Below are 12,728 nucleotides of genomic sequence, written 5' to 3'. Positions count from 1 at the left end.
TGCGCTTGTTTTTGTTAATCAATAATTTGAAGTTCTTTTAACTCTTTTTCGACATTTTGTAGGAGTTGTTCACTTTTTTGAAGTACATTCGTTGGGAAAGTCTCATCATCGCCATATTCAACGCCGTGAGGATAATAATGTTTTCCTAATAAGGGGGGGAGTAGTTTTACTTCAGCGTGTCTACTGCCGATGTCACCTTCAACAGCAACTCCTTGCACTCGTAAATAATAAATATCCTTTAATATTTCAAATTTATAATCGTATGTAACCCGTTCATAATCCCACTGTCCAGCAAGTACGAAGTGGTTGTTTTCCATGATTTCAGTTAAAAGAGTTAATTCAACGACGGCTCCATTAAATTTCGTATTTGTAAATTGCATATAATACCTCCTTTTTTAATGTTACACCATTATTTTTATAATAGTATGAATAATAAGAAAGTGCAATTCATATTGAGAGAAAAGGGATAATCCAGACTTTTTTCACGAAAATATGATATAGTGAAAAGAGTACGGTACACACAAAAAGAAAGAAAAGGATTTGTGTATATCTCAATTTTATGTTTTGTTCAGGAGGTATATCGTTTGAAGAAATTATTGCGTATCGTAATGATTACATTTTTAATTTTAGCTGTTGATTTATACGGAAAATTACTCGTTTCACAATATATATTAACCCCATCTCAATCAAAGCAAGAAAATAAAATTGTGAAAAAGAAAAAGCAAATTAAGGAAGACTCCTCAGACACTGTTTTAAATATGATTGGTGAAGACTCTGAAAATTTATTGGCGAAGTGGGGAGAACCCTCTCGAATAGAGCCGTCTGCATACGGATATGAATGGTGGGTATACAATCAGGATTTAACTCAGTATGCTCAATTTGGAGTTTCTGAACGTAAAGTTGTAACGGCGTATGCTGCTGGTGAACAAGTTAAGGTTCCACCTTATTATATAAATGAAAAATATGAAGAAGTATATAAAAAAAGTCCGCCTTCGCATGAAATTGCGTTAAAAAGAGGGAAAAATAGTTATCAATTTGAACTATCTGATACCGAAGTCATGGAACAACCGTTAATACCTGTAGAAGATGGATGGGCGCAATTGTATTTTGATCAATTTACACATGAGCTTGTGGGTGTTCGTTATATGGATGATGAAACATTATTACGCCAAAGACCGTATCAGCTCGTTTATTCAGGTGAATTAATAGCAGAACAACCATTGACTCCAGAAAAAATAAAACAAGTAGAAAATGGGAATATGCAACAAATTTTTGATTTAACAAATATCATTCGAAGTCGTCATAAATTATCATTATTAACATGGGATCAGGAAACAGCAGATGTTGCTGTTGGTCACAGTAAAGATATGAAAGACAATAATTATTTTTCTCATGACTCACCTACATTAGGTACGCTAGGAGATCGATTGCAGCGCGGGAAAGTAGGATTTCAACTTGCTGGTGAGAACATAGCGGCGCAACATAGTGATGGAATTGCGGCAGTGCAAGGTTGGTTAAATAGTGAGGGGCATAGAAAGAATTTATTAAATGAACAATTTACAGGATTAGGTGTTGGTGTATACGATAAATTGTATACACAAAACTTTATTCGAAAATAAAGCGAAACTGTAAGCGGTGGGGTGTTACATCACCTAATTAGTTACTTCGTATTCACTGAATTGTAGGTGGGAATCTGACCGTATGCAAATAGCAGAAAAAAAGGTGCATGAATCGTCTGAAAATAGGCGAACCATGTGCCTTTTTTTTCTTACTATATAGTAGATATACATGGAGAGGTGAGGATTATGCCAACAACAAAAGGGCCGTTACATCCATCGGTTCAACAGTTTAAAGAATTTGTAAACCATCACCCTAAAATGGTTCATGAGGTTAGAAATGGTCACAAAACTTGGCAACAATTTTATGAAGAATGGTACTTACTTGGTGAAGAAGATCCAATATGGGCAACTTATAGACCGGATGGAGCGCCTGCGTTTTCTTCGGTAAAAGAAAATAAAAAAGAAAAAGATAATCGAACTGAAGAGGAAAAAACTGCTGATGTGATGGGGCAAATGCTTTCTTTTTTTAAAAAGTTGGACGTGGAACAAATGCAGAACCATTTAGCCAATGTGACGAGTGCTATTGGGAGCGTGCAACAAGTTATTCAGCAATTTCAAGGTAACCGTACGCAGCAAGAACAAAGTACTTCAGAAAATAACCCGTTTTTCTTTCAAAAGGATTAGGGGGGAAAGATGATGAGAGCAGAAATTATGGAGTTTATAAAGGCTGATGAGGATTTATCTCGCTATATTAGAGAGCAACCGTACTGGTATAGAAAATTAACACGAAATCCTGAAGAAAAAGAGGCTTTTGAGTTAGCGGCGATGCAACATTTCAAAAAAACAATACCAGATAAAGTGGAAAAATTTCAAAATCAATTGGCTGTTGCTTCGATCATGATTGATATGTTTCAGTATATGAAGCAACAAAATGCAACCTAATTGCAAGTGAAAAATATGTCCGTCATGCAGAACTTTTGTTACAATAGAGATTGATTATTTAAAAAGGAGTTGCAGCATGACGGAAATTTGTTTAGTACGACATGGACAAACTGATTGGAATTTTCAAGAAATTATTCAGGGGCGAGAAGATATTCCGCTTAATGAAGTTGGTAAGAAGCAAGCAAGTCAAAGTGCAGCTGCTTTACAAGAAGAAACGTGGGATATCATTATAAGTAGCCCGTTAATTAGAGCGCAAGAAACGGCTAATGAAATCGCAAAGGCGGCTGGATTACAATCGATTTTATTAGATGATCGATTTGTTGAACGGAATTTTGGAGAAGCTTCAGGGAAGCCAGTTGCGACTGTTAGAGAGTTGATTGCTGAGGGTAAAGTAGAAGGTATGGAGCAAGATGAAGAGATTGTAGCTCGTTGCTTTGCTGCTTTAGAAGATGTTGCAACAACTCATTTTGGCAAACGTATTATTATTGTTGCTCACTCACACGCGATAAAAGCAATTTTACATGCCATTGAACCAGATGAAATTACATTTAAGACACCATTAAAAAATGCGTGTATTAGTTATGTGAAACAAAATAGTGGGAAATGGGATGTTCTTAAATATAATATAGCGGAACATATTAATGTATAAGTGTGTACGGATATAGTGTGAAAATAGTTTCATTATATCTTTCTTTTGAGTAAGTCACTTCAATTAGTAGTTCTAATCTAAATGTGGTATGATGGATACTCGGAGGTGTCTCTCATGATTGTAGCGACGCTAGAAAGCGTATTAATATTAGATAAGGCAGAGCAGCTTGCAAAAGCGATTATCTGTTCAGATATAGCAGAAGATTATCGTAAGTATTATAGAGAATTACATGAAGATATAGAACTTCAGACGTTAATTCAGCAATTTACAGCGATGAAAGAACGGTATGAGGAAGTACAGCGTTTTGGAAAATACCATCCTGACTACACTACCGTATCAATGAAAATGAGAGAATTAAAGCGTTCTGTGGACTTACATGATAAGGTTGCAGCTTTTAAAAGAGCAGAAACTGCTTTGCAGAAGTTATTAGATGAAGTTAGTGTAGCAATCGGTTCGGAAGTGTCTTCTTCCATTAAAGTACCAACAGGAAATCCATTCTTTGATGCTGGTGGCTGTGGTGGAGGTTGTGGTACTGGCGGAGGTTGTGGTTGTAAAAAAACGGGGTGATGTACCCCGTTTTTTAGAAGTTGGAAGAAAACGTATACAGAGTTTGTCCTGTAATGTTATAAATTTCTGATTGGTTTTCATAGAATATAAAATATATGTTTTTAAAAGGAGAAGATGGAGAAGATTATGTTCGGGCAACGACAAAGTATGATTGTTTATTTACATTCATTGAAACATGCCAAGATTTTAAGGAAATATGGTAACATACATTACATATCAAAACGATTAAAATATGCTGTAGTATATTGTGACATGGAACAAATTGAGCATATGATGCATAAGTTGAACAAACTTCCTTTTGTGAAAAAGATAGAACAGTCGTATCGCCCGTATTTAAAAACGGAATTTGAAAATTCCCGTCCTGATCGAGCAAAAGAATACGATTATAGCTAATAGAAAAAATCCCCTGCTAAGTTTAGCGGGGGATTTTTTAATTGAAATAAAGTGTTATTTCATCGGAGGAATGAAATTGTTCATTCGTAAAATGCCAATTAAATGATTAAAAAATAGTTCTTTTTCTGGGAAAGTTGTAGATGGCTTTACAGTAAAAGTAGCCACTTTTTTTCCGAGTTGCTCTGCCGTTTCTTCAAATAAAATGACACGTTTACTTTTTTTATTTTCAAATACAGGAATGCCTTCACGACATATGTATAATGGTTGGAAATCACCAGTAGTAGTTGGTTTTAATATTACACCAAGCGAACACACTTTTTTATCGTTTTTTATCGTTTCAAATTGTAACATATGTGCTATACGTTCTTGATTTGTTTTGGCAATTTCAAGTAATTCATATAAATCAGAGTAGCCTTCTCCGAGTTCTATAAAGCGTTGAATCATATTTTTTCCTCCTCTTTCTTTTACTGTACCATTTCACTTTTTAAATGAAAAGCACACAAAGAAAAAAAACCCTGCATAGCAGGGCCCTTCTTATACTAGCATGTACTAGTAAGAAGGAAAAGGGAGAGGAGAAACCGGAGGAAGAACTTATGGGGAAACGTAAGTCTTCTCCGCGGTTGGCAACAACATCGAAGGTGATGTTGTTATAATTATTTATGTCCAATCTAAATGAAGATATACATAATGAAATTAAATTTTATGTTGGGCTTTTTATTTTTCTTTTTTTTATTTTGTGATAGGATAAAAAAGATAAAGTGGAACTAATATACATATTGGATTCATATTAGTGAATGATGAGATGAATACATAAAAATAATGAGCGGTTATTTGATGGTGAGTTTTCCGATATTTAGGTGAATGTAATTTGTTAACGGTTACCGAAGTGGGAATGGCTTTGTATAATCGCTCGATATATTGAAATAAAGGTAGTGACAACAGATGAGAGTAGTTTCAGGAAAATGTAAAGGACACCCACTTAAAGCGGTTCCTGGTAATACAACACGTCCAACGACAGATAAAGTAAAAGAATCTATTTTTAATATGATAGGTCCTTATTTTGATGGTGGTATTGCCCTTGATTTATTTGGTGGTAGTGGTGGTCTTGGAATTGAGGCTTTGAGCAGAGGGATCGATAAAGCGATTTTTGTTGATAGGGATAGTAAAGCGATAAAAGTAATTCATCAAAATTTAGAAAGTTGTAGAATACAGGAACAAGCTGAAGTATATCGAAATGATGCGGAACGTGCAGTAAAGGCGCTAATAAAACGTGAAATGTCATTCGATCTTATATTAATAGATCCTCCATATAAAGAGCAAAAAATTGTATCTTTAATTAGTGTAATGGATCAACATGGATTGCTGCATAGTGATGGATTAATTATGGCAGAGCATGGTCATGATGTGGTTTTACCTAATTCAATAGGCAGGCTTGTGAAAGTACGAGCTGAGAATTATGGGATTACTGCAATATCGATTTATAAGTATGAAGGTGAGGGGACAGAATGACAAGTATAGCTATTTCTTCAGGAAGTTTTGATCCAATTACCCTTGGGCATCTGGATATTATTAAAAGGGGAGCAAAAGTATTTGATGAGGTGTACGTAGTCGTTTTAAACAATTCATCAAAAAAACCATTCTTTTCAGTTGAAGAGCGATTAGAACTAATTCGAGAAGCGACAAAGGATATCCCGAATGTAAAAGTAGATTCGCATAGTGGGCTGTTAGTAGAGTATGCAAAAATGCGTAATGCAAATGCAATATTACGTGGTTTACGAGCAGTTTCTGATTTTGAATATGAGATGCAAATTACTTCTATGAATCGAAAATTAGATGAAAATATTGAAACATTTTTTATTATGACAAACAACCAATATTCATTTTTAAGCTCGAGTATTGTGAAAGAAGTTGCGAGGTATGGAGGAAGTGTAGTAGATCTTGTACCTCCTATTGTGGAGCGTGCTTTAAAAGAAAAGTTTCAAACCCCGTTAAAGTGAACGGGGTTTTTCTTTATACGTGCGCAAAAATAATAAAATAATATATAAGTATAGACAAAATAATGTAAAAATTGGTCCGTAATGTATAAAAGATGTCCAAATTTCATGTAGTATAGAAGGATGCTTGGATAAAAATACAGGAATATCTTTTGGTATAGGTGAGAAAGAACTCACTTTCTCATAAAATGGTGTCCAAAATACAAATGTAAAAATAGGGGCAAGAATACTTTGAATAATTCGTGCGAAAAAATAGGGTTTAAATCGGATATCTGTTTCAGCTAATATGCTAGCAACTTGTGCCTGAATAGAAAGACCGCTAAATGCTAAAATGAAGCTTGTTACCATAGCTTGTTGTAAGAGCGGTGTTTCATTTATTTGACTAATCATTTGGCTTCCGAGTGTCATTTCGAAAATACCTGATAATATAGGTATACTAAAATCCGTACTTAGTTGGAAGAATGATAAAATATGTTGCATAATAAAAGAAAGAGCTGCTGTAATGTGGAATACAGTAATCATTTTATTTAACACAGAGAATAAAATAATAAATCCGCCAATCATAAGTAATGTTTGAATAGAAGAAACGATAGCATCCCCAAGTAATTTACCGATTGGCCTTTTTTCTTGTAAGCGCGTCTCGTGAAGAATTAAAAAAGGGTTTTGAAAGCGGCGTTTTTTTGTAGTGTGTGTATTATTTTTGTAAGCGGTATTATGTCCGTAAAAACGCATAATTAATCCGACGGCAAAGTTACTGAAATAATGGGCAGCCGCTAATATAATTCCTAATTTCGGATTATTAAAAAAACCGATAGACACAGCACCGAAAATAAAAAGTGGATTAGAAGAATTTGTGAAAGAAACGAGGCGCTCCGCTTCAATCTGAGTTAAAAGATTGCTTTTTCGTAGTCTAGCGCTTAATTTGGCGCCTGCAGGGAAACCAGAAGCCATTCCCATGGCCCAAACAAATCCACCTATCCCTGGAACGCGAAAAAGTGGGCGCATGAGTGGTTCTAATATAACGCCAATAAATTTTACAACACCGATACTAATTAGAAGTTCTGCAATGATGAAAAACGGTAGTAGTGAAGGGAATACAACTTCCCACCATATATTTAACCCGCGAATAGAAGCTTGCAAAGCGGCTTGGGGGTGGAGTACAAGAGAAAAGGTTAAAAATAGCGTTGATATGGTAAGGAAAGCGGTTTTCCATTTTTCATACATGTAAGTAAATCCCCCTTTGTCCCAAAAAACGTTCATTTCAGTATACGTGGATACGTAGTGAATTTAGACCATAAGTATGAAAAAGGAATGAAAAAAATTAAAGGGTGAGAAAAATGAAAGAACCAAAGATTGGTTTAGCGCTTGGGTCTGGAGGAGCGAAAGGGTTTGCTCATATTGGTGTAATAAAGGTTTTAAGGGAAGCGGATATCCCTATTCATATGATTGCAGGAAGTAGTATGGGGGCGCTAATAGGTACGTTTTATGCGGCAAGTAGTAACGTTGAAAGATTGTATAAATTGGCATCTGTTTTTAAGCGGAAGTATTATTTAGATTTCACGGTACCAAAAATGGGATTTATTGCTGGAAAACGTGTCAAAGATATGATTAAAATGTTTACATATAATAAAAATTTAGAAGAGTTAGATATCCCGACGGCTGTTGTGGCTACTGACATACTGAAGGGGGAAAAAGTGGTTTTTACAAGTGGGCCAGTTGCAGATGCGGTTAGGGCTAGCATATCTGTTCCTGGAGTGTTTGTACCAGAAAAAATAGATGGACGATTATTAGTGGATGGTGGAGTTATTGATCGCATCCCAGTATCGGTTGTGAAAGAGTTAGGGGCCGATATTGTTATCGCTGTTGATGTATCTCCAATTAAGGTGAATGGAGATGTTACGTCCATTTATGACGTAATCATGCAAAGTATTGAAATTATGCAGCATGAGCTTGTAATGAATCGGCAAATTGCATCGGATTTAATGATGCGACCAGCTGTAGAGCAATTTAGTTCACGTGCTTTTACGAACATTGAAGACATTATTCGAGTTGGAGAAGTAGAAGCGGAAAAACATGTTTCAAATATTTATTTATTAATTGAGCAGTGGAAGGAGAAACATAATGTTTAAGCGTTTTCGGTTTATATATGCAATCTTAATAGGGGTTATATTGGCGATGTTACTTGTTTACGTACGTTTACCGTATTATGTAACAAAACCAGGAATGGCTGCCAAATTAGAGCCTTACGTTCAAGTTGAGGGTGGAACGAAAGAATCTGGTGATTTTATGCTTGTTACGGTTTCAATGGGGCCAGCAAATGTGGTGAATTTAATAGCGGCACAGTTTAATAAATATACACATATTTCGAAAGCGGAAGAAATATTGCAAAAAGGTGAGAGTGATGAAGAATATCAATTTCGCCAAAATTATGCGATGAAAGATTCACAAAATGCCGCAATTTATAATGCATATAAACGTGCAAATCGCTCTGTTTCTTTTGAAAATAAAGGTGTATTAGTTGCTGGTGTGGCAAAAGGAATGCCGTCAGAAGGAAAGCTTAAGCTTGGTGATGTTATTATAGCTGTTGACGGAAAAACATTTGAAAAGACGGAGCAATTTATTGAATATATGACTGGGAAAAAAGAAAGCGATGCTGTAAGTATTGAGTACATGAGAAATGGAAAACAATTGAAAGAAAATTTAAATGTAAAGACGATTCCTAATGGAAATGGACGTGTCGGTATAGGTGTTTCTATCGTTACGGAAAGAGAATTAGTGGTCGATCCGAAAGTGAAAATTAATTCTCATGAAATTGGTGGACCATCCGCAGGTTTAATGTTTACATTAGAAATATATAATCAACTTGTGGAAGAAGACTTAACAAAAGGACATGAGATAGCTGGAACAGGTACAATTAATGAAAAAGGAGAAGTGGGCCCAATTGGTGGTATAAATCAAAAAGTGGTGGCTGCTAGCGATGCCGGGGCTGAAGTGTTCTTTGCGCCAAATGAAAAAGGTGCGGAGAAATCGAACTATAAAGATGCACTTGAGACTGCAAAGGATATTAAAACAAAAATGAAAATTATACCAGTGGATACGCTGGATGATGCGTTAACATATTTAGAAAAGATGGATAAGGAAAAAACCTCTCTGAAATAGAGAGGTTTTTTTATAGGAATTTTGTAGTTGTTTCATCATAGCGAATAGGATGGTGTGTTATATCCTGTTTTAATAGTTGCGTGCGTAACGGTTCGTGCATGATGGAGAAATATACAGAGTTTGCTTTTTTCTCTATATCTAAAGCGGCATGGTCAAATGTTTTTGTATGAGTAAGGATTGGAAGTTCGATTTTTTTCTTGTTTTTTGAAAGATAAGTTTGTCCTTTTTGTGACATGCCTAACAGGCGGATATATGGTGCGTGTTGTTCTATATTTGCGCTACGTATTTCCTCTTTTGTTGTGTTTGTTAAAATGTGTGTACAAGCTCTTTGTAATCTAGTCCATGTATAACGTTTTGTTTTTAATGCTTCCATGAATGAATAGAAGGAGGAACTGTTTTGTATTTTTGATAAAATACGATGCTCTAAACCTTCTTCTATTTCATATATATGTCGTAAGTCCCCTGGAGACATCGTCATGAGTTTATATTTAAAAAATGAAAAGTATTGTTCCCAATTATGTAATATCCCGTAGTTTTGTTTGTAATTTGCTAAAAGCGAAGTGGTTGCCTGTGGGAGAAAAGGTTCAATTGTTGTAAATGATCCTTCTTCGCTAAAGAGTTGTTTTCGGATGCTTGTCGCGCTTGCAATATATTGGTCATTAAATGTTTCATCATGATAATGAGAGGCAAATCTTTGTATAGTTTGAGCTTGTATAGAACTATTCTGTGACAGAATTGCTTTCATATATTGGAAGCCTAAAATATTATTTGGTTGTGACATATCAATGTTGTTTTCGGATGTTAAAATGTGTGAGAAAGCATCTGATGTTGCTTTTGCATAACTATTACCAGCGTCCATGAATTGTTTTACAAGGCAGTTAAAAGTCTCTTCTTCGTTTTTTTGTACGGAGATGGTATTATAAAAGTTTTTGATTTGTCCATCCTCACTACCGAAACAAATTTCAGAAACACGTAGGGCATTTAAAATGGAAATAGCACCATTTGCGAAGGTTTCAGCCTTTTGTGTTGCAAAGACGTATGGAAGCTCTACAACAAGGTCTACGCCGTTTGCTAAGGCCATTTTAGTGCGATACCATTTGGAAATGAGTGCGGGCTCACCACGCTGTAAAAAAGGACCACTCATAACGGCAATTATTATATCGGATTGTGTTAACTTTTTTGTCTGTTGCACATGATAAAGATGACCGTTATGAAAAGGGTTATATTCAACAACAATACCACCAGCTTTTATGGTAATCTCTCCTTTCGATGTAGCATCTTTTTGAAAAACGTGATACTCTATATATTATTTACTATGATGACTTCATTATAGTGTAAAGAAAAAACATTGACAAATATAAAATGGCTAGCTATAATTTTGTTTGTTGCCTTGAGGTGATATGATATGAAATGGTCCATCCATCAATTGAATAAATTGAGAAATAAAGGATTGACATTGGATGAGATGGTAGATGTAAGTGAGCTAAAAGAGGTCGAGAAAGATATTCGTGAAATTAATCCTGTGCATGTAATGGGAAGAGTTGATTTTGGCTCCGGTAAGTTTACGTTTCATCTACATATAACTGGAAGCATGGTTTTACCATGTTCTCGCTCTTTAGTAGATGTGACATTACCATTTGACATTAAAACAACTGAGGTGTTCCAAACTTCACAAGAAGAATTTGAAACTGAAGCTGAAATTCATTCTTTAGAAGGAGAAGTACTTGACTTACTGCCCGTAATCAAGGAAAATATACTTTTGGAGATTCCAATGCAAATTTTCAGTGATGATGTTTCTGGTGGAGCACCGACGCAAGGTCAAGACTGGCAAGTGATTTCGGAAGAAGACAAAGAAAAGACTGTTGATCCAAGATTGGCAGGACTTGCAAAGTTTTTTGACAAATAATCGGAAGACTGGTTCAGGCCTTCATATGAAAATAACTATTTCTTTTAAGGAGGTGGGAAGAATGGCTGTACCTTTTAGAAGAACTTCTAAAACAGTAAAAAGAAAGCGTCGTACGCATTTCAAATTATCAGTACCTGGTATGGTAGAGTGCCCAAGCTGTGGTGAAGCGAAATTAGCTCACCGTGTATGTAAAGCATGCGGTACTTACAAAGGTAAAGAAGTAATCAGCAAGTAATTGCGGGAAAATAAACGCAGAAGATATCTTCTGCGTTTATTTTTTTTTTGTCTTAATCTTTAGTTGTTGTATTCTATCTTTTCTAGTAACTGCATATGCTTAATAAAAAATGCATAGGGAGGACTAGAGAGATGGCGACAACAAGACAAGATGCTTGGACTGATGATGAAGATTTGCTTCTGGCAGAAGTAGTACTCCGGCATATTCGAGAAGGTGGAACACAACTTTCTGCCTTTAAGGAAGTGGGAAAAAATTTATCACGTACACCAGCAGCATGTGGATTTAGATGGAATTCTTACGTAAGAAAGCAATATAAAGAACGTATTGAGGAAGCAAAGCAACTTCGTAAAGTAGAAAATTATGAAGTGAAAGAGACGAAGGTGTTAGAACCTACGTCAATTACGTTGAATGATGTTATTGACTTCTTGCAAAATTATAAAGATGAAAACTCTTTAACGGTGTTGCAACAACAAGTTGAATCATTACAAACAGAAAGAGAGCGTCTTCTGGAGCGATTATCAGTATATGAGGAAGAGTATAGAACATTACTTGATTATATCGATCAAAAAAGAAGTGTAATGGTAGTGGAAAGAAACAACGCTCGCTCGAATGAAAAGTTAGAGAAGCTTAAGAAATAAAAAACAGCTGTTATACAGCTGTTTTTTTTTATTTATTTATTAAGCCGATTCTTCGTTTGTAACCGCATTCAAATTTGTTTCTGGATGCCAAATATAAAAATCTCCATCAGTTACTGATACGGGGTTGAAACTTAATTTATCCCAAAAACCAGATGAATGAATACGCGCTATCGTTTTAATAGGAAATTGCATTTGTTTCGCATGATTTACAAGCATTTGCCCGAATCCTTGTTTTTGAAAAGTTGGTAATACTTCAAGTTTATAAAGTTCTAGGTAAGGACCTGTAATTTCGAATGGTTCTCCGCCGTTTCTTTTCATATATAGACTCATACGTGCAATTAGTGATCCGCCATAATAAATACCGTAAAATGGAGATTCACTGTCGTTTTCAATAATGTTTGCTTGCAATTCTTCCAGCATAGATAGTTCTTGGGCTCCGCACCCTTTAAATTTTTTAAATTCATCTAACGTTTTATAATTGATGAGCAAGCGCTCAACTTTTGGGAATCCCATTACATCACATCCTTTTCTTATCTCGTTGAATGCAGAAAAGTAAAAATATTTACAATAATAGTATAACTCATTTTTTTATTTTTATGAAGAAGATAGTATATTTCTTTTATTATTTTTTTGAGGATTTGCTAAACTAAGAGTATAAGTGTATTAATAGGCAGTATATACGTAGT

At 35.2% G+C, this 12,728-nt stretch carries 18 protein-coding genes; 13 read left to right on the top strand and 5 right to left on the bottom strand.

Features of this window, described 5'->3' with window-relative positions:
- Nucleotides 1-14: 14 nt before the first annotated feature.
- Entirely contained in the window at nt 15-380 is a 366-nt protein-coding gene (locus CN409_RS14555) for a YugN family protein (RefSeq protein ID WP_001160945.1), read from the bottom strand.
- A 204-nt stretch (nt 381-584) separates the two neighbouring features.
- Here CN409_RS14555 and CN409_RS14550 point away from each other — a divergent pair, with 204 nt between their 5' ends.
- From CN409_RS14550 to CN409_RS14525, 6 genes are all read left to right on the top strand, one after another.
- On the top strand, nt 585-1,619 hold the full coding sequence (locus CN409_RS14550; RefSeq protein ID WP_000735372.1) for a CAP domain-containing protein: 1,035 nt from the start codon (nt 585-587) through the stop codon (nt 1,617-1,619).
- 186 nt (nt 1,620-1,805) lie between these two features.
- Nucleotides 1,806-2,243, top strand: a complete 438-nt coding sequence (locus CN409_RS14545) for a YlbD family protein (RefSeq protein ID WP_001143333.1) — start codon at nt 1,806-1,808, stop codon at nt 2,241-2,243.
- A gap of 12 nt (nt 2,244-2,255) precedes the next feature.
- Nucleotides 2,256-2,501, top strand: coding sequence for a YlbE-like family protein (locus CN409_RS14540; RefSeq protein ID WP_001200990.1), 246 nt, complete (start codon nt 2,256-2,258; stop codon nt 2,499-2,501).
- A 76-nt stretch (nt 2,502-2,577) separates the two neighbouring features.
- Nucleotides 2,578-3,150 (top strand): histidine phosphatase family protein, encoded by a 573-nt coding sequence (locus tag CN409_RS14535; protein ID WP_000134944.1) that lies wholly within the window; start codon nt 2,578-2,580, stop codon nt 3,148-3,150.
- 114 nt (nt 3,151-3,264) lie between these two features.
- Nucleotides 3,265-3,717, top strand: a complete 453-nt coding sequence (locus CN409_RS14530; RefSeq protein WP_000634361.1) for a YlbF/YmcA family competence regulator — start codon at nt 3,265-3,267, stop codon at nt 3,715-3,717.
- Nucleotides 3,718-3,843: 126 nt separating this feature from the next.
- On the top strand, nt 3,844-4,110 hold the full coding sequence (locus CN409_RS14525) for a YlbG family protein (RefSeq protein ID WP_002082261.1): 267 nt from the start codon (nt 3,844-3,846) through the stop codon (nt 4,108-4,110).
- A gap of 54 nt (nt 4,111-4,164) precedes the next feature.
- Here the strand turns inward: CN409_RS14525 and CN409_RS14520 are convergent, their stop codons facing one another.
- Nucleotides 4,165-4,554, bottom strand: a complete 390-nt coding sequence (locus CN409_RS14520) for a DUF7147 family protein (protein WP_086390404.1) — start codon at nt 4,552-4,554, stop codon at nt 4,165-4,167.
- A gap of 498 nt (nt 4,555-5,052) precedes the next feature.
- Here CN409_RS14520 and rsmD point away from each other — a divergent pair, with 498 nt between their 5' ends.
- Nucleotides 5,053-5,619 (top strand): 16S rRNA (guanine(966)-N(2))-methyltransferase RsmD, encoded by a 567-nt coding sequence (gene rsmD / locus CN409_RS14515; RefSeq protein ID WP_081143617.1) that lies wholly within the window; start codon nt 5,053-5,055, stop codon nt 5,617-5,619.
- Nucleotides 5,616-6,107, top strand: a complete 492-nt coding sequence (coaD, locus tag CN409_RS14510) for a pantetheine-phosphate adenylyltransferase (protein WP_000200601.1) — start codon at nt 5,616-5,618, stop codon at nt 6,105-6,107. The genes rsmD and coaD overlap by 4 nt, the downstream gene beginning before the upstream one ends.
- Here the strand turns inward: coaD and ylbJ are convergent.
- A complete protein-coding gene (gene ylbJ, locus CN409_RS14505; protein WP_000273087.1) occupies nt 6,099-7,328 on the bottom strand; it encodes a sporulation integral membrane protein YlbJ in 1,230 nt (409 codons plus the stop codon). The genes coaD and ylbJ overlap by 9 nt on opposite strands.
- A 113-nt stretch (nt 7,329-7,441) precedes the next feature.
- On the opposite strand from ylbJ, the gene CN409_RS14500 reads away from it, so the two are divergent.
- Both CN409_RS14500 and CN409_RS14495 read left to right on the top strand, forming a co-directional pair.
- Complete coding sequence (locus tag CN409_RS14500) at nt 7,442-8,233, top strand: patatin-like phospholipase family protein (protein ID WP_000662584.1); 792 nt, start codon at nt 7,442-7,444, stop codon at nt 8,231-8,233.
- Nucleotides 8,226-9,263, top strand: a complete 1,038-nt coding sequence (locus CN409_RS14495; protein ID WP_000476296.1) for a SepM family pheromone-processing serine protease — start codon at nt 8,226-8,228, stop codon at nt 9,261-9,263. The genes CN409_RS14500 and CN409_RS14495 overlap by 8 nt, the downstream gene beginning before the upstream one ends.
- A gap of 10 nt (nt 9,264-9,273) precedes the next feature.
- Here the strand turns inward: CN409_RS14495 and CN409_RS14490 are convergent, their stop codons facing one another.
- The gene (locus CN409_RS14490) at nt 9,274-10,455 is read right to left on the bottom strand and encodes a nucleotidyltransferase (protein ID WP_003307657.1); all 1,182 of its coding nucleotides are present in this window, start codon (nt 10,453-10,455) and stop codon (nt 9,274-9,276) included.
- Nucleotides 10,456-10,668: 213 nt separating this feature from the next.
- Here CN409_RS14490 and CN409_RS14485 point away from each other — a divergent pair, with 213 nt between their 5' ends.
- The 3 genes from CN409_RS14485 (at nt 10,669) to CN409_RS14475 (ending at nt 12,042) form a co-directional block, all read left to right on the top strand.
- On the top strand, nt 10,669-11,169 hold the full coding sequence (locus CN409_RS14485; protein ID WP_000872137.1) for a YceD family protein: 501 nt from the start codon (nt 10,669-10,671) through the stop codon (nt 11,167-11,169).
- 61 nt (nt 11,170-11,230) lie between these two features.
- Nucleotides 11,231-11,404, top strand: coding sequence for a 50S ribosomal protein L32 (gene rpmF / locus CN409_RS14480; RefSeq protein ID WP_001984764.1), 174 nt, complete (start codon nt 11,231-11,233; stop codon nt 11,402-11,404).
- 131 nt (nt 11,405-11,535) lie between these two features.
- Nucleotides 11,536-12,042 carry an RsfA family transcriptional regulator gene (locus CN409_RS14475; RefSeq protein ID WP_000246470.1) on the top strand — a complete coding sequence of 169 codons (507 nt, stop codon included), beginning with the start codon at nt 11,536-11,538 and terminating at the stop codon, nt 12,040-12,042.
- A gap of 39 nt (nt 12,043-12,081) precedes the next feature.
- Here CN409_RS14475 and CN409_RS14470 read toward each other — a convergent pair whose 3' ends face one another.
- Entirely contained in the window at nt 12,082-12,555 is a 474-nt protein-coding gene (locus tag CN409_RS14470) for an N-acetyltransferase (protein ID WP_000506698.1), read from the bottom strand.
- Nucleotides 12,556-12,728: the final 173 nt, after the last annotated feature.

This window comes from Bacillus sp. AFS012607 (assembly GCF_002558005.1).
In the GTDB taxonomy this organism is placed as follows: domain Bacteria; phylum Bacillota; class Bacilli; order Bacillales; family Bacillaceae_G; genus Bacillus_A; species Bacillus_A thuringiensis_S.
Note: the sequence above shows the minus strand (reverse complement) of the source record. Positions and strands in the feature narration are given on the sequence as shown.

Bases quoted from the DNA above. Each gene is read 5' to 3' on its own strand.
- rpmF (WP_001984764.1), top strand. From the start codon at position 11,231: ATGGCTGTACCTTTTAGAAGAACTTCTAAAACAGTAAAAAGAAAGCGT.
- rsmD (WP_081143617.1), top strand. From the start codon at position 5,053: ATGAGAGTAGTTTCAGGAAAATGTAAAGGACACCCACTTAAAGCGGTT.
- CN409_RS14500 (WP_000662584.1), top strand. From the start codon at position 7,442: ATGAAAGAACCAAAGATTGGTTTAGCGCTTGGGTCTGGAGGAGCGAAA.
- CN409_RS14555 (WP_001160945.1), bottom strand. From the start codon at position 380: ATGCAATTTACAAATACGAAATTTAATGGAGCCGTCGTTGAATTAACT.
- CN409_RS14520 (WP_086390404.1), bottom strand. From the start codon at position 4,554: ATGATTCAACGCTTTATAGAACTCGGAGAAGGCTACTCTGATTTATAT.
- coaD (WP_000200601.1), top strand. From the start codon at position 5,616: ATGACAAGTATAGCTATTTCTTCAGGAAGTTTTGATCCAATTACCCTT.
- CN409_RS14525 (WP_002082261.1), top strand. From the start codon at position 3,844: ATGTTCGGGCAACGACAAAGTATGATTGTTTATTTACATTCATTGAAA.
- CN409_RS14545 (WP_001143333.1), top strand. From the start codon at position 1,806: ATGCCAACAACAAAAGGGCCGTTACATCCATCGGTTCAACAGTTTAAA.
- CN409_RS14470 (WP_000506698.1), bottom strand. From the start codon at position 12,555: ATGGGATTCCCAAAAGTTGAGCGCTTGCTCATCAATTATAAAACGTTA.
- CN409_RS14530 (WP_000634361.1), top strand. From the start codon at position 3,265: ATGATTGTAGCGACGCTAGAAAGCGTATTAATATTAGATAAGGCAGAG.
- CN409_RS14535 (WP_000134944.1), top strand. From the start codon at position 2,578: ATGACGGAAATTTGTTTAGTACGACATGGACAAACTGATTGGAATTTT.
- CN409_RS14495 (WP_000476296.1), top strand. From the start codon at position 8,226: ATGTTTAAGCGTTTTCGGTTTATATATGCAATCTTAATAGGGGTTATA.
- CN409_RS14540 (WP_001200990.1), top strand. From the start codon at position 2,256: ATGAGAGCAGAAATTATGGAGTTTATAAAGGCTGATGAGGATTTATCT.
- CN409_RS14475 (WP_000246470.1), top strand. From the start codon at position 11,536: ATGGCGACAACAAGACAAGATGCTTGGACTGATGATGAAGATTTGCTT.
- CN409_RS14485 (WP_000872137.1), top strand. From the start codon at position 10,669: ATGAAATGGTCCATCCATCAATTGAATAAATTGAGAAATAAAGGATTG.
- ylbJ (WP_000273087.1), bottom strand. From the start codon at position 7,328: ATGTATGAAAAATGGAAAACCGCTTTCCTTACCATATCAACGCTATTT.